This is a genomic window from Nocardia puris, assembly GCF_036051655.1.
Taxonomy (GTDB): domain Bacteria; phylum Actinomycetota; class Actinomycetes; order Mycobacteriales; family Mycobacteriaceae; genus Nocardia; species Nocardia puris.
Map to the genome: position 1 here is coordinate 6,215,808 of NZ_CP107943.1, position 22,785 is coordinate 6,238,592.

Sequence of the window (22,785 nt, forward strand, 5' to 3'; positions counted from 1 at the left end):
TGACACGTTCGGAACCCGATCATGACCACCACCCTCACCACCGACCCGCCACGCACCGCGCCACGGCTCGACCTCCGCCGCACACCTTCCCCCGGCACCCTGCGCGACCTCGCCGTCTACGGCGGCGCGGTGCTCATAGCCCTGCTGGCCGGACTCGGGCTCGTAGTGCTCAGCGGCGCGGACCCTGTCACCGCCGCCGACGCGCTGTGGGCGGGGATGTTCGGCTCCCCCTACGGATTCGGCAGCGCGCTCAACGCGGCCGCCGTGCTCGCCCTCATCGGCACCGGCTTCACCATCGCCAAGCGCGCCGGACTGGTGAATGTCGGCGCGGAAGGCCAACTGGCACTGGGCGGTATCGCCGCCACCGCCGTCGGCATCCACCTGCCCGCGAACACCCCCACCGCTGTCGGGGTGCCGATGGTGTTGCTCGCCGGGTTCGCGGCGGGCGCGGCGTGGGCGGGGATCGCGGCTTGGCTCACCGTGTGGCGGGGCACCAGCGAGGTGATCACCACGCTGCTGCTCAATTTCGTCGGACTCGGCCTGGTCCTGCTGGTCGTGCACGAGGAAGGGCTGCTACGCCAGCCGGTCACCTCGGCCGAAACTCTCCCGCAGTCACCGCCTTTGGTCGAAGGCGCTCGGTTGCCACTGCTCGGCACACCCGGATCGCCCGCGACCGTCGCGGTGATCGTCGCGGTGGCCGCGGCGGTGATCACCGCGATCGTGTTGCGGCGCACAGCAACCGGCACGCGCCTCACCGCCGTCGGGCACTCGGAACCGGCCGCGGCCCGGCTCGGCCTACCGGTCGGGAAGCTGCGGTTCGGGTCGCTGTCCGTCGCGGGCGGGCTGGCCGGCGTCGCGGGGGCGGGCCTGGTCGCGACCGTGCCCTTCATCCTGGCCGAGCACTTCACCTCGGGATACGGCTTCGCCGGGCTCGTCGTCGGACTGCTGGCACGTGGATCGCTCACGGCCGTCTGCGGTGTCGCCCTCGCCTTCGGCCTGCTGTCCTCGGGCGGGATCAATCTGCAACTGGCGGCGGGAGTTCCGGCGTCGAGCGTGCAGGTGGTGCAGAGCCTGCTCATCATCCTGGTCGCCGGCGCGGCGATCCTGCTGCGCGGGGAGGGCACCCGATGAGCGCGCTCGGCGAACTCCTCGACGGCGGTGTGCGGCTGGCCATCCCGCTGGCTCTGGCCTCGGCGGGCGAACTGATCAGCGAACGCGCCGGCGTCCTGAACCTGAGCGTCGAAGCGATGATGCTCACCGGGGCGTTCGCCGGGGCCATCGGCGCGCACACCAGCGGCAGCGCGGCGGGCGGGGTGCTGTGCGCGGCCGCGGCGGCGCTGCTGGTCGCGGTGTTGCAGGCGGTGCTGAGCGTGACCCTGCGCGCCGACCAGATCGTCACCGGCATCGCCGCCAACGCTTTGGCCCTCGGCGCGACCACCTACGGCGCGCGCCTCTACTTCACCGAAGGCCGTGGCGTTCCCGGCTTCGACAAACTGGAAATCCCACTCCTGCACGACATTCCGCTGCTCGGCCCGGCCCTGTTCGGCCAGACCGCGCTCGGCTACCTCGCCATCGCCGTCACCGTGCTGCTCGCGGTGCTGTTCAGCCACCGCACCGGGCTCGGGCTGGCGGTGAGCGCCGTCGGTGAGGACGCCCTCACCGCCGACCGCTCCGGCTTGCCCGTGCGGATGATCCGCTACGGCGTCGTCCTGCTCACCGGCCTCACCGCCGGCCTGGCGGGCGCGCACCTGGCGCTGGCCGACGTGCACGCGTTCACCGACAACCTCACCGCGGGCGCGGGCTACCTCGCCGTGGTCGCGGTGATCGCCGGCCGGTGGCGCGCCTGGCCCACGCTGGCCGCCGCGCTGTTCTTCGGGCTGGCCCAGGCCTTGCAGTTCGCCGCGCCGTCGTTCGGACTGCACCTGCCGACGGCCGTGCTGGTCATGTCCCCCTACCTGCTGGCGGTGCTCGCCGTGAGCGGTCTGGTTGGCGCGAGCCGTGCCCCCGCCACCCTCACCGTCCCCTTCCTCCGAGAGGCCAAGGCCCGATGACCCTGATCCTCACCCGCTCCGAGGTGCTCGCCCTGCTCGTGCTGCCCGAGGTGATCGACGCGGTGCGGCACGCGCACGCCGACCTGGCACGCGGCGACGCGGTGCTGCCCGCCCCGCCGGCGATGCGGCTGACCGGCACGGATTCCCGCTTCCTGGCCATGGCCGCGCTGTCCCGCCGCGCCGGGCTCGCCGCGGTGAAACTGCTCGCCGATATGCCGGGCAACCGCGAATACGGCCTGCCCGCACAGCGTTCCGCGATCCTCACCGTCGCCACCGACGACGGGTCCTGCGACGCGCTCATCGACGGCGCGGCCGTCACCCGGTTCCGCACCGCCGCCGCCTCGGCGGTCGCCACCGCCGAACTCGCGCGTCCCGACAGTCGGGTGCTCGGCCTGGTCGGTGCCGGCGCGCTGGCCCACACCCACCTCGAGGCGCTGCGCGCGGTGCACGATTTCGACAAGGTGTTGGTGTGGAGTCGCAGCACGGTGACCGCGCGGGCCTTCGCGACCGGCACCGGCGTCGACGTCGCGGACTCCGTGGAACAGGTGGTCCGCACCGCCGACGTGCTGTGCACGCTCACCCCGGCGAAAGAACCTGTGGTGCAAGGGAAGTGGTTCGAGCTCGGCCTGCACGTGAACGCGGTGGGCGCGCCGCCTCGGCCGGATCATCGCGAAATCGACACCGAGGGCATCCGGCGGGCGAAGGTCGTGGTCGACAGCAGGCTGACGGCGCTGAGCGAATCCGGGGACGTGCTGATCCCCTTGCGGGAGGGCGCGATCGCGCACGCCGATATCGACACCGAGATCGGTGAGGTCGTCGCCGGCACGAAACCCGGTCGCACCGGCGCCGACCAGATCACCCTCTACAACTCCCTCGGCGTCGGGCTGCAGGACCTCGCGGCGGCCCGGCTGCTCGTCGACGCCGCGCGGAAACAGGGGATCGGCACCGAGATAGATCTGGGGGCGTGAGATGGGCGAACTCACCCTGTTGCGCGACGGAAACCCTTGGGGCACAGGCACACCGACCGAACTCTACATCCGTAACGGGCGATTCGTCGCGGCGGGGGAGCCGGACCGGGTGATCGATCTGGCGGGCGCGCAGGTCTTCCCGGGACTGATCGACGCGCACTGCCACCTCGACAAGACCCTCTGGGGCGCGCGTTGGGTGCCCAACACCGCCGGGCCGCGCCTGGCCGACAAGATCGACTACGTCCGGCGCCGAGGCGTCGAGTTCGGCGTGCCGTCCGCCGATCGCGTCGCGGCACTCCTGCGCCACATGTCCTCGCGCGGCACCACCCGCGTGCGCACCCATACCGACGTGGCGCCCCACCTCGGCCTCGACGGCTGCCACGCGGTTCGCGAGGCCGCCGAACAGGTCGCCGACCGAATCACCGTGCAGCAGGCCGCCTTTCCGCAATTCGGTCTCCTCACGAACCCCGGAACGCTCGAGCTGATGGACCGCGCACTGCGCACCGGTCTGGCGCAGGTGGTCGGTGGGATCGACCCGGCGGGCGTGGACCGCGACCCGGTGCGCCACCTCGACGCCGTGTTCGGCCTCGCCACCACCCACGCCGCCCCCGTCGACCTGCACCTGCACGACCGAGGAACCCTCGGCGCCTGGCAGCTCGAGCTGATCATCGAGCGCGCCCGCGCGACCGGCATGCACGGGCGCGTCACCGTCGGCCACGCCTACGCCCTCGGCGACGTCGAGCCCGCCCGCCAGGCCGACCTGGTCGCCGGACTCGCCGAAGCGGGCATCAGTATCGCCACCTGCGCCGCCCACAGCGACCCGCTGCCGCCCTTGCACGCCATGGGCGCGGCGGGCGCGAACCTCGCCGCCGGCAGCGACGGCATCCGCGACCTCTGGTCGCCCTACGGCGACGGCGACATGCTCACGCGCGCCAGGCAACTCGCGTATCGCGCCGACTGCCACGCCGACGATGAGATCGATGTCGCCCTGCGCGCGGCTACTTTCGGCGGCGCGATCGCGCTCGGTCACTCCGGCTACGGACTGCGCGAAGGCGACGTCGCCGACCTCGTCGCCGTGCCGGGCGCGACCGCGGCCGAAGCGGTGGTCACCTGCGGCGAGCGCGCGCTGGTGATGCACGCCGGAAAGGTGGTCGCGCCGTGATATCCGCCTGAAATCCCTTGGCCCCCCTTATCCCTCCCGTTCGACAAGGAATACCCATGAAGAAACTCGCTGCCGCCGCTCTGCTCAGCCTCGCGGCCGGCCTGCTCACCGCCTGCGGAGGCTCCGATGCCGACGCCGATGGCAAGATCAGGGTCGGCGTCATGTTCCCCGGCTCGCTCTCCGACGACGGATTCATGCAATCCGGCTACGAGGGCTACCAGCGCATCGAACGCGACCTCGCCGACGAGGTCGCGCTCACGAAGGTGGAGCAGGTCCCCGCCGCCGACTACCAGCAGGTGCTGACCCGCCTGGCCACCGGCTCGGATCTGGTGGTCTCCTTCGGCGGCCAGACCGATTCGGTGCTGCGCCAGGTGGCGCCCTCGTTCCCCGACGTGAAGTTCGTCGAGATCGGCGGCCCCGCCGACGCCGTCCCGCTGCCCAATCTCGCCTACTATGACCCGGTCCAGGCCGACGGCGGCTTCCTCGCCGGCGCCTACGCCGCCCTGGTCACCGGCACCGGCAAGGTCGGCTTCATCGGTGGCATGGAACTGCCCGCGATCGTCAAGACCGCCAAGGCCTTCGAACAAGGTGCCAAACACGTCCGGCCCGAGGTGACCGTGCTGGCCCCGCAGTACGTGGGCGATTTCAACGACGTCGCCAAGGCCAAACAGGCCACCCAGGCCGATATCGGCGCGGGCGCGGGCTCGTTCGGCCAGCAGCTCAACCTCGGCAAACAGGGCTTGGCCCAGGCCGCCAGGGAAGGCAACGCCACGCTGGTCGGCGGTCCGCTGGTGAAGCCGTGCGGATCCGAGCCCGGCTATGTCGGCTACGTCAAGAGCGATACCGGCGCCGAACTCGAATACGCCGTGCGCGCGGTGATCGACGGCACCTTCGAGGCGGCGCAGGTGCCGTTCGGGCTCGCCTCGCCCACCGGAGCCACCGACATCGTCCTGTGCGAGACCACTCCGGAGATCACCGCCGCGATGGAGAAGGTGAAGCAGGACATCGTGTCCGGAGCCGTCGCCATCGGGTGAACTACGCGGACCCGGGCGGCAGGCTGTCCGGGTCTCGCGGCGTTTCTCAGTGGAAGCGCCAGCGGGTGGCCCCGTCCGGCGGCTCGGTCGCGACGCCCACGGCGGATTCGAGCGTCACGAAGTACAGGTGCCACGGCGGTGGGCCGGCGCTCGGCGCGCTGAACGGCGCGGTCAGCGCGTCACCGGTCACCTCCGCGGGCCAGCCGCCCGCCCGGGCCGTAGCCGCGATGTGCTCGAGGCGCTCCGGATCGGTCACCACCGCGGCCGTGCCCTCGAGCACGAGATCGATGCCGCTCAGCGGGATGGCGATCGTGCAGAAGGGGTTGGCGGCGAGGTTGCGGGACTTGCGGGTGGAGAGGCCGCTGGTGAAGTAGATGCCGCCGTCACCCCAGAACGCCCCGATGCCGGTGGTGTGCGGGCGGCCGTCGGGATCACCGGTGCTGAGGTAGGAGGGCTTGTCCGGTGCGGCGGCGAAACCCTCCAGCGCCGCGCGCGCCCGCTCCCAGGGCAGCGGCGGCTGCCCGTAGTGGTCGAGGTTGATGGTGTCGATCGTCATGGCGCTCCTCCAGGGTCGTTACCGGTGCAGACCCGGCGAGCGCCCGGAATTCATCGGCTACTGCTTGTACGTCGCCAGGAACCGGCCGATGCGCTCGATGATCGCCTCCAGCTCGTCGGCGTGCGGGAGGGTGACGATGCGGAAGTGGTCGGGGCGCGGCCAGTTGAATCCGGTGCCCTGCACGATGTGCAGCTTCTCCTGGAGCAGCAGGTCGAGCACGAACTGTTCGTCGTCGTGGATCGGATACATGTCCAGATCGATCTTCGGGAACGCGTAGAGCGCACCCTCCGGCTTCACGCAGGAGACGCCGGGAATCGCGTTGAGTGCGTCCCACGCCCGGTCGCGCTGTTCACGCAAGCGCCCGCCCGGCAGGGTGAGATCGTAGATGCTCTGGTGCCCGCCGAGCGCGGCCTGAATCGCTTGCTGCGCGGGCACATTCGCGCACAGGCGCAGGCCGGCGAGCATGGTCAGGCCCTCGAGGTAGTTCTCGGCGTGCTGCGTCGGGCCCGACACCGCGAGCCAGCCGGAACGGAAACCCGCGCTGCGGTAGGACTTCGACAGGCCCGAGAACGTCAGGCACAGCACGTCGGGGGCGAGCGAGGCCGTCGCGACGTGCTCGGAGTCGTCGTAGCGGATCTTGTCGTAGATCTCGTCGGAGAACACCACAAGATTGTGGCGGCGCGCGATCTCGAGCAGTTCGCGCAGGACCTCCGGCGGATAGACGGCGCCGGTCGGGTTGTTCGGGTTGATGATCACCAAGCCGCGCGTGCGGTCGGTGATCTTGGCCTCGATATCGGCCAGGTCCGGGTACCAGCCCGCCGCCTCGTCGCAGAGGTAGTGCACCGGGCGGCCGCCGTTGAGCGCGGTGGCGGCGGTCCACAGCGGGAAATCCGGTGCGGGGACCAGGATTTCGTCACCGTTCTCCAGCAGGGCGGTGATCGCCATCATGACCAGTTCGGAGACGCCGTTGCCGAGGAAGACGCGCTCGACGTCGAGATCGGCGACGCCGAGCGTCTCGTAGTACTGCACCACCGCGCGCCGCGCCGACAGCAGGCCCTTGGACGAGGAGTACCCGCTCGACTGCGGCAGGTTGCGGACGATGTCCTGCAGAATCTCCGGCGGCGCCTCGAACCCGAACAGCAGCGGGTTGCCGGTGTTGAGCTTCACCACGTGATGCCCCTCGGCCTCCAGCCGGGCCGCGTGCTCGGCGACCGGCCCGCGGATCTCGTACGACACACCCGCCAGCTTGCTCGACTGCTTGACCTGCATGAACGTCCCTTCTCACGGCGAATGCGGACCACTCTACTTGGTTTTTCCAAGTTTGCACTTGGAATTTCCAAGCGTTCGCCTACAGTGGGGGACGTGCCACGCCGAAGCTACGACCACTACTGCGCCGCCAGCCGGGCCCTCGACGTCGTCGGGGACCGGTGGAGCCTGCTGGTGGTGCGCGAATTGTGTTCGGGCCCGCGCCGATACAGCGATCTGTTCGCCGATCTGCCCGGCATCAGCACCGATGTGCTGGCGAGCAGGCTCAAGGATCTGGAGCGGGACGGCATCCTCACCCGTCACCGCACCGGGCCGCGCGCCACCACCACGGTCTACGAACTCACCCCGGAAGGCGCGGCGCTGCGGCCCGTGCTCGAGGCGCTGTCGACCTGGGGGACAACACATCTCGGCGGACGTCGCCCCACCGACGCCGTGCGCGCCCACTGGTTCGCGCTACCTCTCGGCCGCGCCATCGCCGAGCGCTACGACAAGGGGACGGTCACCGTGCGTATCGGCGACACCGTCTTCCACGTGGTCGTCGACGAGAACGGGATCACCCACCACGACGGTCCCGCACCCGACCCGGCCCCGGAACTCCACCTCGATCTGGGCAGTGCGATCGCGGTAGCGCGAGGGGAGCGTTCGCTGGCCGAGGTGGTGCCGGGGATTTCCTGAGCCGCTGCTGGTCCGGATCGCTGTCAGTAGTGCGGCTGCACAGGTTGCCGCCCGCCGAGGCGGTGTGTTCGACGCGCCTGGTCGCGCGCACCGTCATACTTCGCCGTTCTCTATGCTCGGCAGTCACTCCGGCGGCTGGTGTCGGCGAATGGGCGGTGGTGGCTTCCGCGGTGCGCGGAGACCCAGCTGTCGGCCCGCAATTGCGTGAGCCGGCGCGAGAGCGGGTTGCTTACGCCGGGTCGGCGTCGGTTCCGGTCCGTGCTCGGTGGTAGGCCTCGCCCAGCCGGCGCATCACGTCGATCTGGGCGGGGTTGTAGAGCTCGGTCACGGCGGTGCCGATGGCCTGGGCGGTGCGTTCCGGGTCCAGTGCCGAAGCGGCGTTCGCGAGCGCGGGGTAGTCGGCGTAGAGCTCGAGGACTTCGGGAAGGAGGCGGGCGGCGAGTGCGGCGCGGGTACGTTCGTCCGCATCGGCGGGCAGCCTGTCGAAATCGGCGCTGGACGGCAGGAAGTCGGTGTTCCGCATGGCCTCGGTGTAGGCGTCGATCGCCGACGCGGTCATCACCCGCGACAGCACCACCATGAACCGGCGATCGTTCTCGGAGGCTCCGGACGCGGTGACGGCGGACGCCAGATCGGGCGGCAGATCGGTCGGGGCCGAGTGCCGCAGGATCACCGCCAGTTCGGCCCGCGCCCGCTGCAAACGCTCGATCGTCGCGGCCAGCTCGGCGTCCAGAGTTCGGAGGGCGGCGTGCGGATGCTCGTCGGCGTCACCCATCTCGGCGATCTGCCCCAGCGAGAACCCCAGATCCGTCAACCGCTTGATCCGCAGCAGCCGCACCAGATGCCCCACCCCGTACTTCTTGTACCCGTTGGACGACCGCTCCGGCTCCGCCAACAGCCCGACCTCGTGATAGTGCCGCACCGTCCGCAGACTGGTGCCCGCGAGCTCGGCGAGCTGACGGGTACTCCACGCCATGACAACCTCCTCGCACCGGCGACGCATCCACGCCACCCACCCCAGTCTCAACTGTGCCGTAGCGACACAGTCAAGGCACGCAGCGACCTGCCCGCACCAGCCGGCGCGCAGGAGGACAGGCCCGAACCGGTGCGGGCACCTTGCCACGCACGATGAATGCCGACCAGTTTGCTGCTGGCGGCCGGATTCAGCTGATCGTCAATCCGCCGTCGACCGGCAGTGTCACACCGGTCACATATCCGGAGGCGGGGGAGGCCAGGAACAAGACGGCGGCGGCGAGTTCGGGTCCGGTGCCGGGGCGGGGGAGTGGGCGGTCGGAGAGGAGACGATCCACGTATCCCGGTGGATATGCCGAACCCATGTCGGTAGGGAAGTAGCCCGGCGCAACGGCATTCACGCGAATGCCTTTGCGGCCGCTCCACTGCGCCGCGAGGTCGCGGGTGAGGCCGAGCAGGCCCGCTTTGGAGGAAGCGTAAGCGGCCTGGGGTAGCCCGGCGGTGACCAGGGCGAGCACGCTCGACACATTGACGATGGCACCACCGCCGGACATGACGGCCGCAGCCGCCTGACTCATCCAGTACGCACCCAGCAAATTGACCTCGACGAGGGAGCGGAACTGGTCGGGGGTCTCGCGGGATGCGGGCACCGCGGACGCGGCGCCCGCGTTATTGACGAGGACGCGCACCTGCCCCAGTTCGCCGGCGGCGGCGGCCAAGCGCCGGCACTGGCCAGGGTCGGTCACATCGGTGGCGACACACACCGCCGTTCGCCCGACCTCTTCGATCAGCGCCGCCGTGTCGGCGAGCCGCTCGGCGCGGCGCGCACCGAGCGCGACATCGGCGCCCGCCTCGGCGAGTCCGCGCGCGATGTCGACACCGAGACCCGACGACGCCCCGGTCACGATGGCGACCGAACCATCCAGGCGGAAGCTGTCCAGCAGGCTCATCGAGACCCGCCCACCGGCTCGCCGTACAGCGTCGCGATCTCGCCGGCGTAACGCTGGTGCACCCCGCGGCGTTTGAGGGACATCTTCGGCGTCAGGCACTCCGAATCCGGTAGCCATTCGGTGCCGATCAGGTGGAACTTCCTGATCTGCTCGGGATGGGACAGGCGCGAGTTCACTTCCGCCAACCCGGCGGCCACGCTCTCGCGCACGGCCGGGTACTCGGCGAGCTCGTCGGCCGTCATTGCGGCGCAGTCGTTTTCCTCCGCCCAGGCGCGGCAGGCGGGTGCGTCGAGCACCAGGAGCGCCGTCAAGTAGGGACGCCCTTCACCGATCACGCACGCCTGCCCCACGAGCGGGATCTCTTTGAGCGCGGCCTCGATGTTGGCGGGGGATATGTTCTTCCCCGAGGCGGTGATGATCAACTCCTTCTTGCGGTCGAGCAACCACAGGTAGCCGTCCTCGTCGAGAGCCCCGATATCACCGGTACGCAGCCACCCTTCGCTGTCGAACGTCTCCGCGGTCCGTTCCGGATCACGCAGGTAGCCGGAGAAGACGTTGCCGCCGCGACAGCAGATCTCACCGTCTTGAAGGACTTTGATCTCGCACCCCGGGGCCGCCCGGCCGACCGACCCCGGGCGCGGACGCGCCGTCTCCGCGGTGAGCAATCCACTCGTCTCGGTCATTCCGTAGGCCTCGGTCAGCGGCACCCCGATCCCGCGGAAGAAGTCGATCAGGCCCGGTGGCGTGGGCGCGGAACCGACCAGCCCCACCCGGCACGCGTCCAATCCGATGGTGGCTGCGGCCCGCCCGGGTGCGACGGCGTCGGCGAGCAAGGCCGAACGCAGTTTCTCCCATACTCTCGGCGGGGCGACGAACAGTTCCGGGCGCACCAGCGGGAGATACTCGGCCACCGCCGCCGCGTCCGGGCAGCAAGTGACGTCCGCGCCGATGCGCGCCGCCAGATAGTGGGTGAGCATGCGCTCGAGCATGTGCGCCATCGGCAGATACGAGACCATGCGCGTCCCCGGGGGCAGCTCGCCGATCACGGTGGCGAGCGACTCCACCATCCAGCAGACGTTGCCATGGGTCAGCGCGACACCTTTCGGTGGCCCGGTGGTGCCCGACGTGTAGACGAGAGTCACCAGATCGCCGGGTTCGGCGGTCTGTGCGGCATGCCGGAAGTCGACCGGTTCGACGGCACTTGTCAGGGCATGGAGTCCCGACACGCCGTGCGGTTCGTCGGCCACCACGAGAACTTCCTCGAGCGCGGGCAACGCGGCGCGCGCCGCGCGCACACGCTCGGCGAACTCGTTCGCGACGATCGCGATCCGGGCCCCGGCGTGCCCGAGCAGATAGACGATCTGCTCGACCGATGACGTGTTGTACACCGAGAACGGAGTCGCGCCGACCAGCAGCACGCCGAGGTCGGCGGCGTGGAACTCGGCCCCATTGCGCATCATCATCGCCACGGTGTCGCCGCGATGGATGCCTCGCGCAGCCAGCACCGCGGCCAGGCGGGACGCGTGGTCGGCGTAGTCACGCCATGTCCAAGCGCACCAGAGGTCTTCGGAGCGCCACCGCAACGCCGTCCGCTCCCCGTACTTCTCCACTTGGTGGGCAACAAGTTTCGGCACGGTGTTCGCAGCCTCCGAGATCTCGATCACCGCCGCCGGCCCGGTACCCGCGTGGTTCATCGCGCACCGTAGAGGGTGTAGGCGAGGACGAGAGGCACATCCCCGTCGTTGAACCAGGCGTGCGCGGTCCCGTTCTGGATCAAACAGTCACCCGGGCCCAGCACGACATCGACATCGTCATCGGTGCGCATCCGTCCGGTCCCGGATATCGCGACCACGTAGTCCACCGTGCGTGTGGTGTGGACACCGGGACGGTCCGGGTCGAACGTCGCGGCCATACCGGGCAGCTCGGCCTCCGCCTCGGCCAGCGCGGCCTCGACCGCCTCCGCGGGCAGGTCGGCGGGCATCTCGTAGCTGAGGCCGGGCGGAATAGTGATGAACCCGAACCGAATGCCACCGTTCCCGGGGAAGAACGTGCCGGTGGGCGGGCCGGGAGGGCTGTCCACCGGAAGCGTGGGCGCCTCGTCCAGCTCCCACATCCGATGCACCTGGACGCCGGGCAGCATCGCCACCGTGATCGGGTCGACGATGCCGTCCGCGAGGACGGTGGCGCGACCGGAACCGTTGTGCCCCATGACTATTCTTCGCATTGCCGACTCCTTCGTCGTGGTCCGTGCCGGATGGTCAGCCGCGCATCGCCGTGGCGAACGCCTCGAGTTCACGAGGAACATCGGGCCCGGCGGGCTGGTAGGCGATCTCGGTGGCGCCGTTGCTCGCCAGCTCCGCCAGCCGATCGCGCCAAGCGGCCGCACTCATGGCCGCTCCGCTCGCGGCGAGGACCCTGCCGTCGACGAACGGGCGATCCCGTTCGCTGACCGACCACAGGTGTCCGTCGTGCAGCTCCAGATGGCGGGTCTCGGCCGGCACCTCGGCGTAGGCGGCGGCCCACCGTTCGCCGTCGGGAACGTTGTCGAGGCCGCCGAACTCCATCGCGAAGTGGAACCACAGGCTCGCCGCGTGCCCGGCCGCGGCGATCGCGCGGTCGCTGCCGGGGTCCTCGCCGTCGTCCAAAACGGTGCCCAGCGTGAGATTCACGCACCAGTCGAATCCGGGCAGTGGGTCCGGAACGCTGAAGACACCGTCCTGTTCCCGCGCCACCGCCAACCCTTTCGGCCCGATCGCGGCGGCCACCCACGGCACCTCGATCGGGCGCACGGCGGCGAACCCGCCGTGGTGCAGCATCTGGATCGGCGCGCCTTCCCACTCGACGGTCTCGCCGCGCAGCAGGCGCTTGACCACTTCGGCATAGTGGGCGACATACGCCCAGCGACTCGGCCGTTGACCGAGGGTGAGCCGCCCGGTGAAACCGGTGCCGAAACCGACGGTGACACGCTCGGTTCCCACTTGCGCGACCAATCCGGCGATGGCGGTCGCGGTCACCATGGGATGGCGCAGCGCGGGCACCAGCACGCCGGTGCCCAGTCCGATGCGCTCGGTGCGGTCGGCGGCGCGGGCCAACTGCATCCAGACGTCGGCGCAGATGGCGGGCGAATCGTAGAACCAAGCACGGCTATAGCCCAGGTCCTCGGCGATCCGCGCGTGTTCCGGGCTCTCCAGCGAGGTGTTGAGAGCGCACGACATCGTCAGGTTCACCACTGTCCTCCTTCGGCCGTCCCGCCGCTCCGGCGTGACTACCAGCGAAGCTAGTGACGCGCGGGGTGCCGCGGTTTCGCCCACGCGCAGGAAACTTCGCGGAACGCGCAGAGATGTCTGCGGCTGTACCGAAAGGGGTGCGCTCGCGACGCCGAACGGATCTAGGCTGAACCCGGATGACCTTTGACGCGGCAGGTGGGAGAAGTGACAGTGGAGCGAGCGGCCGTTGTCGTCGAGTCGGTGAGCACGTCCGACGTCGCTCCCGAGGAACGCACCGAGTACTGGAGCGAGCTGGTGAGCTCCTATCACCGCCGGATGGATTTCGGTTTCGACCGGCAGGGCGATTTCCACGGGCGCACGGCGCGACGGCGCACGGGCGCCTACCAGCTGGTGGGCTGGCAATCCGACGCCGTCACCTACCGCCGCACCCCGGGACACGTCCGAGCCGATTCCGACCCCGACTACCGGCTGCTGTTGGTCGCGGAGGGCCAGGTCACCCTGCGCGGGCATGCTGATCCGATCACCGTCCGGCCGGGAGCCGGCTGCGTGATGACGATGGACACCCCGTTCGTGTTCGGTCAGAACCACGGCACCCGCGCCTTGGTGCTGACTGTGCCGCGGGCCGAGTTCGACCGCTGCGGAATGGGTTCCGCGCCCGCCGTGCACTCCGTCGACCTGACCGTGGGGCTCGGGAGGGTGGTCGGCGATCTCGTCGCGGGACTGTTCCGCGAGCGTTGCCATCTCACCCATCGGCAATTCGACGCCGTCGCGCAGCGCGCCGTCGAATTGCTCTGCCTGCTGGTGACCGGAGACGATCGACCGACCGCACCCGGGCACCTGACCGAAGTGGAATCCGCCATCCGGCAATACGTTCGGGCCAACGCGGGCGCACCGGATCTGAACGGAACCACCATCGCGCACGCGCTGGGCTGGTCGCTGCGACAGATCCAGCTCGTGCTCCATCATGCGGGAACCACGCCGCGCGAACTGATCCGTGAGGAACGACTACAGCTCGCGCACACCCGCCTTCGCCATCCCGCGTACGCCCACCGCCCCATCTCCGACCTCGCCCATGACGTCGGATTCCGCTCGGCGAGCGCGTTCAGCACAGCATTCCGGGACCGGTTCGGCGTCTCACCGCGTGAGGTGCGAACCGATCCGTCGGAATCCGGACGTGAGTGACGTCAGCGCCGGTAGCCCTGGATCGGCTGGCCGGTGCCGGTGGTGATCAGTTGAGGGAGGCTCTTGGTGACGTAGAAGGTCCAGCCCTTGGAGCAGGCGTCGAAGCACTCCGATGCGGAGGCGGTCAGACCTTCGTGCGTGAGGCGGAGGGTGGTGCCGTCGGCGGTGGGGGTGAGATCGAAGACGACGTCGGTGCCGGTCCATTCGTCGTGGTCGGCGATGAAGGTGAGGTCGGCATCGACGACGTGCCAGACCATCCGCTCGCCCGGCACGACCTCGGTGATCCGGAAGCGGCAGAAGCGGATGCCGTCCTTGGTGTGGGCGGCCTCGCCCGCGTACGCGCTGTCGTCGGTGAAGACGAACTCGTCGTGCAGGGCGGCGGTGTCGCCGATGATGTTCTCGTTCCACCATCCGCGCACGTCGGTGACGGCGGCGAAGACCTCCTCGGGGGACCGGTCGACGGACATCGTGGCGGTCAGGTAGTCGGTGTGCGACATGGTTCTCGTCTCCTTCTGTCGGGTGAATTCACTCCACCTACGAAGGAGCCCGCCCCGAATCGACATCGGGCGTAGAAATTTCTCAGAGCTCGTGGAGGCGGCTGGTCAGGTAGCGGCGTTCGGCCTCGGTCGGGGCCAACGCCAGGGCCTCCTCGTAGGCCGCCCTGGCTTCGGTGCGGCGATCGGCGCGGCGGAGGAGATCGGCGCGAGTCGCGGGCAGCAGGTAGTAGCCGTCGAGACGGCCCGACGCGGCGAGTTCCTCGACCAGGGCGAGGCCGGCGGGGATGCCGTCGGCCATCGCCACCGCCACCGCGCGGTTGAGCTCGACCACCGGCGAGGGCGTCAGGCGCGCCAATTCGGTGTAGAGGGCGGCGATCTGGCGCCAGTCGGTCCCGGCGGCGTCGGGTGCGGTCGCGTGACAGGCGGCGATGGCGGCCTGCACCTGATACGGCCCGGCACGCCGCTCGGCCAGCGCGGTGTCGAGCACCTCCACCCCTTCGGCGATCAGCGCGCGATCCCACCGGGAACGGTCCTGGTTCTCCAGTGTGACCAGCACGCCGTCTTCAGTACGGGTGCTCCGGCGGGCCTCCAGCAACAGCAGTAACGCCAACAGTCCGCGCGCCTCGGGCTCACCCGGCAGCAGCCGGACCAGCACGCGGGCCAGATAGATCGCCTCGGCCGAGAGTCCGCGGCGTTCGCCTTGCTCGTCGTACCCCTCATTGAAGATCAGGTAGAGCACCGCGAGGACCGCGGCCAGGCGTTCCGGCAGCAGCTCCGCAGGAGGAACACGAAAGGGGATGCCGGCCTCCACGATCTTGCGTTTGGCGCGCACCAGGCGCTGCGCCATCGTGGCCTCGCCGGTCAGGAACGCCTTGGCGATCTCGGCGGTGGTCAGCCCCGCCAGCGTACGCAGCGTGAGGGCTACCCGCGCCGGAAAGGGCAGTGCGGGATGGCAGCACGTGAAGATCAACTGCAATCGCTCGTCGGGAATCTCTTGTGCCCGTGGCGGTTCCGGATCCCGCGCGAGCACCGCGAGCTGGCGCAACTTCGCCTTGCCCGCCGTATCGCGGCGCAGTTTGTCGGTTGCGCGGTTGCGCGCGGTCGTCATGAGCCAGGCGCCCGGACGGGGCGGGACGCCGTCGCGCGGCCACGTCACCAGTGCGGTGGCGAAGGCGTCCTGTGCGCAGTCCTCCGCCAGATCCCAGTCACCGGTGAGCCCGATCAGCGTCGCGACCACCTGCCCCCACTCGTCGCGGTAGGCGCGGTCGACGGCGGTGCGCACAGCGTCCGGCGTGGTCACTCCCACACGGGGCGGACCTCGATGGAACCCCAGCCCGCGTAGGGGTGCGCGGCCGCGAGGGCGATCGCCTCGTCCAGATCCGCGCAGTCGATGATGTCGATGCCGCCGACGAAATCCTTCGTCTCCGCGAACGGACCGTCGGAGATCAGCGTCTCCCCACCCCGAACCCGCACCGTGGTGGCGTCCGCGACCGGCCGCAGCCGTGCCCCGCCCACGAGGGTCGCGCCCCGCCGCGCCAGTTCCGCCTCGTACGCGCGGATGCCGGGGTCGGCCGCCAACTCTTCGTTGCTCGGTGAGACCTGCTCGTCGTCACAGATCAGCAGCACGTACTTCATGGGCCCATTATGCGGCGCGAGCGAGTTTCGCCAGGGGAATCCGAGCCAGGTCCACACTTCGCCCTATTGCCGGGAGTGCGCGCCCATCGGCTCGGGCATCCCTTCTGCGTGGGGGCCGCTCTGCACGGTCCGCATGCGAGCCCGAGCCCAGCCCACCATAGAACTCGAGGCAAATTCGACCGCACCGGCGCGTCGCCCGCGTGGTGTCGGCGGAGATCGCCGGGCTGGAACGACGAGGTGCGCGGAGCGGCGAGTTGGGAGTGGTGGCGCAGTACAGTCGGTGCACTCAGGGGTGCGTGGTTCACGGCCGAGGAGGTTCGGGATGCGGTTCGAGAAGTCAGTGGAGGTCGAGGCGTCGGCGCAGCGGGTGTGGGAAGTGTTGAGCGATATCGAGGGGTAGGCGGGGATTGTCGAGACGGTGGAGGAGGCCGAGGTGTTGACGCCGCCGCCTCTCGGCGTCGGGAGCAGCGTGCGACTGCGGCAGCCCAAGCTCCCGGAAGGGGTGTGGTCGGTCGCCGCGTGGGACATGCCGGTCTCGTTCGAGTTGGCGCAGAAGAGTGGGGGAGTCACCAGTGTGGCGGGGCATCGGGTTGATCCTCTCGGCGAGGATCGTGCGCGGCTGACGCTGACCGCGGAGATGCGCGGGTTGATGGTGGCGGTCGTCGGGGTGTTCGTCAAGAACCTCACGCGGAGTTACCTGGAGCACGAGGCCGAGGATCATCGAGAAAGACAAGCAAGTAGTCCGCGATATGCGCGAGATCATGGCCATCTCGATCGCGCGCCTCACCGGCCAGGACTACTCCACCGCGGAGTCCGTCAACGCCATCATCGATACTGTGGGGGATCAGCAATGACCGGTCCGACCGGTGGCATGTTCGGCTGGAGCGTCGGCGATCTCGGCTCGGCCATGCTGCGGAACCTGACCGACGCGATCGCCGGCGAGGAGCTGGATCCGGGCACGCGCCCCGGCGATGTGCAAGGCGAGTACAACCAGCAGCGGGCCGATGTCCGGGACAAAGCCGCCGGCGTGGGTTTCGAAGGGGATTTCCATCCGCGCGTCGTGCTCGACAAGGACGTGTGGGAAGACGAGAGCGTCGAGGAGCTGCGCAGGCGCGTGGACGCGATCGACCTCACCGCGGTGGGTGATCTGATCACCACCTGGCAGGTCATCGGTGATCGTCCCGAGAATCCTTCTCACCGACGTGAATCGGCCCGAAGAAACAAAACACCGCGCCGATCCCACTCAGCTCACGAAACTCGCCGCCTGATTGGCCAAATCGAGAACAGGCTGCGGAAACACACCCAAAACCACAGTCGCCGCGGCTGTCAGCAGCACCAACGCCCCCGTCAACGGCGGCGCGACGATCACCGGCGGATCCTCGGGCGGATCGGTGAAGAACATCAGCACGATCACCCGCAGATAGAAGAACGCGGCGATGGCACTGCAAACAACGCCGATGATCACCAGGAACGTCGCATCACCCGCGGCCGCCGCGCCGAACACGGCGAACTTGGCGACGAACCCGCTGGTCAGCGGCAACCCCGCGAAGGAGAGCAGGAAGAGCGCGAAAACCGTGGCGAGCCAAGGGGATCGGCGGCCGAGCCCGGCCCAGCGAGGGAGCGCGGTGGCCTCGTCACCATCGGCATCGCGGATCAGGCTCACCACGGCGAAGGCGCCGATCGTGCCGAGACCGTAAGCGGCCAAATAGAACAGCGTCGCGGAGACGCCCTCGTCGTTGGCCGCGACCAGGCCGACGAGCAGGAAACCCGCGTGCGCCACCGACGAATACGCGAGCATGCGCTTCACATCGGTCTGGGTGATGGCGAGCACCGCGCCCACACCCATGGTGGCGATGGCGATCGCGGCGAGGACGGGCCGCCAGTCGTCGGACAGTCCCGGCACGGCGACGTGCAGGATGCGCAACAGCGCACCGATCGCCGCGATCTTGGTGGCCGCCGCCATGAACGCCGTGATCGGCGTCGGCGCGCCCTGATACACGTCGGGCACCCACGCCTGGAACGGCACCGCGCCGATCTTGAACAGCAGCCCGACCGCGAGCATCGCGATGCCGAGCAGCGCCAGGGTGGCGTCGCCGGGCTGCCGGGCGATGGCGTCGGCGATCCCGGACAACCGCACCGTGCCGGCCTGCCCGTAAAGCAGTGCGACACCGTAGAGGAAGAACGCGGATGAAAACGCGCCCAGCAGGAAGTATTTCAGCGCCGCCTCCTGCGAGAGCAGCCGCTTGCGCCGCGCCAATCCGCACAGCAGGTACAGCGGCAGCGACAGCACTTCCAGCGCGATGAACATCGTCAGCAGGTCATTCGACGCGGGGAACAGCATCATGCCGCCGACCGCGAGCAGCGTGAGCGGATACACCTCCGTCGTGACGATCCCCGCCCGCGAGGCGGCCGCCTCATCGGCGCTGCCCGGCACCGCCGACGCCTGCGGCGTGAACGCGTCGACACCCCGGCCCACGGTCGCCGCCGCGACACTCCAGGTGCCGGGCCCGGACCGCACCGGCGGCACCGCGCCGCGCTCGGCGATGAACAGCACCCCGAGAATCGACACCACGAGGATCGTGCCCTGGAGGAACAGTGTGACGCCGTCGATCGATACCGCCCCGGAGATGGCGGTGGATTCGGTTCCGGCCAAGGCGATCACGGCGGCCAGCGCGGCGCCGAGACCGACCAGGCTCAGCACGACCTGGGTGCCGTAGCGGTGGCGGCGGGCGACGAACGCCTCCACCAGCACACCGGCCACACCCACGCCGAACACGATCAGCATCGGCGAGAGCATCCCGTACTCGATGCTCGGCGCGGGCACCGTCGCGGCGAGCGGAAGCGAGGTGGCGCTCACTTGTGCCCTCCTTCCTGGAGGTCGGCCGCGCCCGCTTCGGGAGCGGGCACCGTGGGAGCCGGGTCCTCGACGCCGATGGTGGTCAGCGTCTGGTCCACGGCGGGATTGATGAAGTCCAGCACCGGTTTCGGATACACGCCGAAGAACAGCAGCGCCGCGATGAGGGGAGCGACCACCACCATCTCGCGCGGCACCAGGTCGTAGATGTGCTCGCTGCCCTTCTTCACCGGACCGGTCATCATCCGCTGATACAGCCACAGCACGTAGACCGCGGCCAGCACCAGCGCGGCCGTCGCGACGATCGCGGCCACCTGGTAGCGGCTGAACGTACCGACCAGCACCAGGAATTCACTGACGAACGGCGCGAGGCCGGGCAGCGAGAGCGTCGCCAGACCCGCGATGAAGAACGTGCCCGCCAGCACGGGCGCCACCTTCTGCACGCCGCCGTATTCGGCGATCACCCGGGTGCCGCGCCGCGACACCAGGAATCCGGCGACCAAGAACAGTGCGGCCGTGGAGATTCCGTGGTTCACCATGTAGAGCGTGGCGCCGGACTGGCCCTGGCTGGTCATGGCGAAGATGCCGAGGATGATGAACCCGAAGTGCGAGATCGAGGTGTAGGCGATCAGGCGCATCACGTCGGTCTGGCCGATCGCGAGCAGCGCGCCGTAGATGATGCCGATGACGGCGAGCGTCACCACCAGCGGCGCGTAGGTGGACGACGCGTCGGGAAACAGCAGCAGGCAGTAGCGCAGCATGGCGAAGGTGCCGACCTTGTCGACCACCGCCATCATCAGCACCGCGCTCGACGGGCTGGCGGCCACGGCCGCGTCGGGCAGCCAGGTATGCAGCGGCCACAGCGGCGCTTTCACCGCGAACGCGAACATGAATCCGAGGAACAGCGCGTTGAGCACCGCCGGTGTCGCACCCAGCTCGCCCGCGTTGGCGGCCGCGACGACGGTCCGGAAGTCGAAGGTGCCCGCCCCGTCGGTGCCGAGTCCGTCGCGCGCGGTGATCACGTACAGACCGATCACGGCGGCGAGCATGATCAGGCCGCCGAACAGGTTGTACAGCAGGAACTTCACCGCGGCCCGCGAACGTTGTTGGCGCACTTGCGCGTCCACCGTGCGCGGCCCGAATCCGCCGATGAGGAAATACATCGGGATGAGCATCGCCTCGAAGAACACGTAGAACAGCAGGATGTCGAGCGCGAGGAACGACATCAGCACCATGGCCTCGACCAGCAGGATCAGCGCCATGTAGGTGTGCGCGACGCGCTTGCCGGTGCCGACCTCGCGGTCGTCGTGCCAGCCCGCCAGGATCAGCAGCGGTACCAGCGCGGCGGTGAGCAGCACCAGCACCATGGCGATGCCGTCTACGCCGAGGGTGTACCCGGCGCCGAAAGCGGGGATCCACTCGTGGGATTCGACGAGCTGGAATTGCGCGCCGCCCGGATCGAACCGCGTCGCGATCACCAGTCCGAGCGCCAGTACCGCCGCCGACACGGTGAGCGCGAGCCCGCGCGCCACCGTCTTGTGCGCGGCGGGCACCGCGAGCACGGCCACCGCGCCGACGACGGGCAGCAGCCACAGCGTGGTCAACCAGGGGTATGAGCTCACGACATCCTCACCACCAGCAGGGCCGCGACCACCAGGGCCGCGCCGGTGAACATGGACACTTTCCGCACGCGGGCCGGGCGGTGGCGCGCCACGGCGTCACGCAGGCGTCGCCCGCGGGTCGTGGCGGGATTCGGGGGAGCGATCCCGGCCACCCCGACGAGGTGCGCCCCGGGTTGCGGTGCCCCGAAACGATGTTCGGCCGGAACCCCGTACCACCGGCAGGCGCCGAAGGACTGCGCGTATCCGCTCACCAGATCCTCACCGCCAAGAGTGCGGCGGCGACCAGCGCCGCGCCGGTGAACATGGACAGGGCGTAGGACCGGACGAATCCGGTCTGCACGCGCCGGGCGCGCGCCGACAACCCGCCGATGGCCGCGGCGACGGTATTGACCAGCCCGTCGATGCCGCGGTTGTCGACGAACACCAGCGAGCGCGTCAGGTGCTGACCGGGCCGCATGAACACGCCCTCGTTGACGGCGTCGCCGTAGAGGTCGTTGCGGGCGGCGACGGTCAGCGCCGACACGTCCTGCGGCGCGGTCTCGGGGATGCGGCGTTGCGCGTATTGGTAGTAGGCGATCCCGACGCCCACCGCGACCACGCTCAGCGCGAGCGCGGTGACCACGGCCGCCGGCACCACGTGTTCGCCGTGATGCGCGCCCACCACCGGCTCCAGCCAGTTCTGGAGCGAGTTCCCGATCACGAACAGCGCACCCGAGGCCACCGATCCGATGGCCAGCAGGACCATCGGCCCTGTCATCACGGCGGGCGATTCGTGCGGATGGGTGTCGGGCTGCCAGCGCCGGTCGCCGAAGAACGTCATGAGCATGACCCGCGTCATGTAGAAGGCGGTGAGGCCCGCGCCGAGCAGGGCGGCCGAACCGAGCGCGAAGCCGCCGACGCCGCCCTCGTTGAAGGCCACCTCGATGATCTTGTCCTTGGAGAAGAACCCGGCGAACGGCGGCACGCCGATGATCGCGAGGTAACCGAGCCCGAACGTCACGTAGGTGATCGGCAAGAGCGTGCGCAGGCCGCCGTAGCGGCGCATATCGGTCTCGTCGTTCATCGCGTGCATCACCGAACCCGCGCCGAGGAACAGGCCGGCCTTGAAGAAGCCGTGGGTGAGCAGGTGCATGATCGCGAACGCGTAACCGGCGGGACCGAGGCCCGCGGCGAGCACCATGTAGCCGATCTGGCTCATGGTGGACGCGGCCAGCGCCTTCTTGATGTCGTCCTTCGCGCAGCCGATGATCGCGCCGAACAGCAGCGTCACCGCGCCGACGAGCACCACGGCCAGCTGGGCGGTGGGCGCGAGGTCGAAGATCGCGCCCGAGCGGGCGATCAGGTAGACACCCGCGGTGACCATGGTGGCCGCGTGGATGAGCGCCGACACGGGTGTGGGGCCTTCCATCGCGTCCCCGAGCCAGGATTGCAACGGCACCTGCGCCGACTTGCCGCACGCGGCCAGCAGCAGGAACAGGCCGATCGCGGTGAGCGTGCCTTCGCTCGCGCCCGGCGCGGCGGCGAACACTGCCCCGAAGCCGACGGTGCCGAACGCGGCGAACATCATCATCATGGCGATCGCCAGACCCATGTCGCCGACGCGGTTGACCACGAACGCCTTCTTGGCCGCCGTTGCGGCGGAAGGCTTTTGGTACCAGAACCCGATCAGCAGGTACGACGCCAGGCCGACGCCCTCCCACCCCAGGTAGAGCACCAGGTAGTTGTTCGCCAGGACCAGCAGCAGCATGGCCGCGAGGAACAGGTTGAGGTAGGCGAAGAACCGGCGGCGATCGGGGTCGTCGCTCATGTAGCCGATCGAGTAGATGTGGATCAGCGAGCCGACACCGGTGATCAGCAGCGCGAAACACATCGACAGCTGGTCGAGCTGGAGTCCGAAGTCGACCTGGAGCCCGGCGACGGGCACCCAGCTGAACAGGTCGGCGTGCACGGCGCGGTCGGCGCCGGCGCGGCCCAGCATCTCCGCGAACGCCCACACCGCCACGCCGAAGGAGGCCAGGGCGGTGGCGCAGCCGAGCAGATGACCCCACCGGTCGGCGTAGCGGCCGGTGAGCAGCAGGACGAGCGCCCCGGCGAGCGGCAGGGCGGGCAGCAGGGTGAGGATGGCCGTATCCAC

General features: G+C 69.7%; 22 protein-coding genes. 7 read left to right on the forward strand and 15 right to left on the reverse strand.

Features of this window, described 5'->3' with window-relative positions; all coding sequences use genetic code 11:
- Positions 1–21 precede the first annotated feature (21 nt).
- The 5 genes from OHB21_RS28735 to OHB21_RS28755 are packed head-to-tail and all read left to right on the forward strand — an operon-like array spanning position 22 to position 5,215.
- Positions 22–1,131 (forward strand): ABC transporter permease subunit, encoded by a 1,110-nt coding sequence (locus OHB21_RS28735; protein WP_067501749.1) that lies wholly within the window; start codon positions 22–24, stop codon positions 1,129–1,131.
- A complete protein-coding gene (locus tag OHB21_RS28740) occupies positions 1,128–2,051 on the forward strand; it encodes an ABC transporter permease (protein WP_195124211.1) in 924 nt (307 codons plus the stop codon). Before OHB21_RS28735 ends, OHB21_RS28740 begins: the two co-directional genes overlap by 4 nt.
- Complete coding sequence (locus OHB21_RS28745) at positions 2,048–3,019, forward strand: ornithine cyclodeaminase family protein (RefSeq protein WP_067501743.1); 972 nt, start codon at positions 2,048–2,050, stop codon at positions 3,017–3,019. Before OHB21_RS28740 ends, OHB21_RS28745 begins: the two co-directional genes overlap by 4 nt.
- 1 nt (position 3,020) lies before the next feature.
- Positions 3,021–4,181 carry an amidohydrolase gene (locus tag OHB21_RS28750; protein WP_195124212.1) on the forward strand — a complete coding sequence of 387 codons (1,161 nt, stop codon included), beginning with the start codon at positions 3,021–3,023 and terminating at the stop codon, positions 4,179–4,181.
- A gap of 56 nt (positions 4,182–4,237) precedes the next feature.
- The gene (locus OHB21_RS28755) at positions 4,238–5,215 is read left to right on the forward strand and encodes a BMP family protein (protein ID WP_195124213.1); all 978 of its coding nucleotides are present in this window, start codon (positions 4,238–4,240) and stop codon (positions 5,213–5,215) included.
- Between the two features lie 46 nt (positions 5,216–5,261).
- On the opposite strand, the gene OHB21_RS28760 is transcribed toward OHB21_RS28755, so the two are convergent.
- Positions 5,262–5,771, reverse strand: a complete 510-nt coding sequence (locus OHB21_RS28760; RefSeq protein WP_067501734.1) for a pyridoxamine 5'-phosphate oxidase family protein — start codon at positions 5,769–5,771, stop codon at positions 5,262–5,264.
- 57 nt (positions 5,772–5,828) lie between these two features.
- The gene (locus OHB21_RS28765) at positions 5,829–7,040 is read right to left on the reverse strand and encodes a pyridoxal phosphate-dependent aminotransferase (RefSeq protein WP_067501731.1); all 1,212 of its coding nucleotides are present in this window, start codon (positions 7,038–7,040) and stop codon (positions 5,829–5,831) included.
- Between the two features lie 93 nt (positions 7,041–7,133).
- On the opposite strand from OHB21_RS28765, the gene OHB21_RS28770 reads away from it, so the two are divergent.
- Positions 7,134–7,712, forward strand: a complete 579-nt coding sequence (locus OHB21_RS28770; protein WP_324191954.1) for a winged helix-turn-helix transcriptional regulator — start codon at positions 7,134–7,136, stop codon at positions 7,710–7,712.
- Positions 7,713–7,941: 229 nt separating this feature from the next.
- On the opposite strand, the gene OHB21_RS28775 is transcribed toward OHB21_RS28770, so the two are convergent.
- From OHB21_RS28775 to OHB21_RS28795, 5 genes are all read right to left on the reverse strand, one after another.
- Positions 7,942–8,688 (reverse strand): helix-turn-helix domain-containing protein, encoded by a 747-nt coding sequence (locus OHB21_RS28775; RefSeq protein WP_195124215.1) that lies wholly within the window; start codon positions 8,686–8,688, stop codon positions 7,942–7,944.
- 187 nt (positions 8,689–8,875) lie between these two features.
- Positions 8,876–9,634, reverse strand: a complete 759-nt coding sequence (locus tag OHB21_RS28780) for an SDR family NAD(P)-dependent oxidoreductase (protein WP_195124216.1) — start codon at positions 9,632–9,634, stop codon at positions 8,876–8,878.
- Positions 9,631–11,328: an AMP-dependent synthetase/ligase gene (locus tag OHB21_RS28785; RefSeq protein WP_195124217.1), complete on the reverse strand. Its 1,698-nt coding sequence runs from the start codon at positions 11,326–11,328 to the stop codon at positions 9,631–9,633. Before OHB21_RS28785 ends, OHB21_RS28780 begins: the two co-directional genes overlap by 4 nt.
- Positions 11,325–11,858 carry a cupin domain-containing protein gene (locus tag OHB21_RS28790; protein ID WP_067501718.1) on the reverse strand — a complete coding sequence of 178 codons (534 nt, stop codon included), beginning with the start codon at positions 11,856–11,858 and terminating at the stop codon, positions 11,325–11,327. The genes OHB21_RS28785 and OHB21_RS28790 overlap by 4 nt, the downstream gene beginning before the upstream one ends.
- A 34-nt stretch (positions 11,859–11,892) precedes the next feature.
- Positions 11,893–12,861, reverse strand: coding sequence for an LLM class flavin-dependent oxidoreductase (locus OHB21_RS28795; RefSeq protein ID WP_324191955.1), 969 nt, complete (start codon positions 12,859–12,861; stop codon positions 11,893–11,895).
- Positions 12,862–13,065: 204 nt separating this feature from the next.
- On the opposite strand from OHB21_RS28795, the gene OHB21_RS28800 reads away from it, so the two are divergent.
- Complete coding sequence (locus OHB21_RS28800; RefSeq protein WP_084537211.1) at positions 13,066–14,043, forward strand: helix-turn-helix transcriptional regulator; 978 nt, start codon at positions 13,066–13,068, stop codon at positions 14,041–14,043.
- Between the two features lie 2 nt (positions 14,044–14,045).
- Here OHB21_RS28800 and OHB21_RS28805 read toward each other — a convergent pair whose 3' ends face one another.
- From OHB21_RS28805 to nuoL, 8 genes are all read right to left on the reverse strand, one after another.
- Positions 14,046–14,540 carry an SRPBCC family protein gene (locus OHB21_RS28805; protein WP_067501712.1) on the reverse strand — a complete coding sequence of 165 codons (495 nt, stop codon included), beginning with the start codon at positions 14,538–14,540 and terminating at the stop codon, positions 14,046–14,048.
- 82 nt (positions 14,541–14,622) lie between these two features.
- The gene (locus OHB21_RS28810) at positions 14,623–15,840 is read right to left on the reverse strand and encodes an RNA polymerase sigma factor (RefSeq protein ID WP_195124218.1); all 1,218 of its coding nucleotides are present in this window, start codon (positions 15,838–15,840) and stop codon (positions 14,623–14,625) included.
- A complete protein-coding gene (locus tag OHB21_RS28815) occupies positions 15,837–16,175 on the reverse strand; it encodes a YciI family protein (protein ID WP_195124219.1) in 339 nt (112 codons plus the stop codon). The genes OHB21_RS28810 and OHB21_RS28815 overlap by 4 nt, the downstream gene beginning before the upstream one ends.
- Positions 16,176–17,019: 844 nt before the next feature.
- Positions 17,020–17,373 carry a hypothetical protein gene (locus tag OHB21_RS28820; RefSeq protein ID WP_067501703.1) on the reverse strand — a complete coding sequence of 118 codons (354 nt, stop codon included), beginning with the start codon at positions 17,371–17,373 and terminating at the stop codon, positions 17,020–17,022.
- A gap of 45 nt (positions 17,374–17,418) precedes the next feature.
- A complete protein-coding gene (gene nuoN, locus OHB21_RS28825) occupies positions 17,419–18,972 on the reverse strand; it encodes an NADH-quinone oxidoreductase subunit NuoN (protein WP_228788604.1) in 1,554 nt (517 codons plus the stop codon).
- Positions 18,973–19,028: 56 nt separating this feature from the next.
- Complete coding sequence (locus tag OHB21_RS28830) at positions 19,029–20,651, reverse strand: NADH-quinone oxidoreductase subunit M (RefSeq protein ID WP_195124220.1); 1,623 nt, start codon at positions 20,649–20,651, stop codon at positions 19,029–19,031.
- Positions 20,648–20,902, reverse strand: a complete 255-nt coding sequence (locus OHB21_RS28835) for a hypothetical protein (RefSeq protein WP_067501694.1) — start codon at positions 20,900–20,902, stop codon at positions 20,648–20,650. Before OHB21_RS28835 ends, OHB21_RS28830 begins: the two co-directional genes overlap by 4 nt.
- Positions 20,899–22,785 (reverse strand): NADH-quinone oxidoreductase subunit L, encoded by a 1,887-nt coding sequence (gene nuoL, locus OHB21_RS28840; RefSeq protein WP_067501691.1) that lies wholly within the window; start codon positions 22,783–22,785, stop codon positions 20,899–20,901. Before nuoL ends, OHB21_RS28835 begins: the two co-directional genes overlap by 4 nt.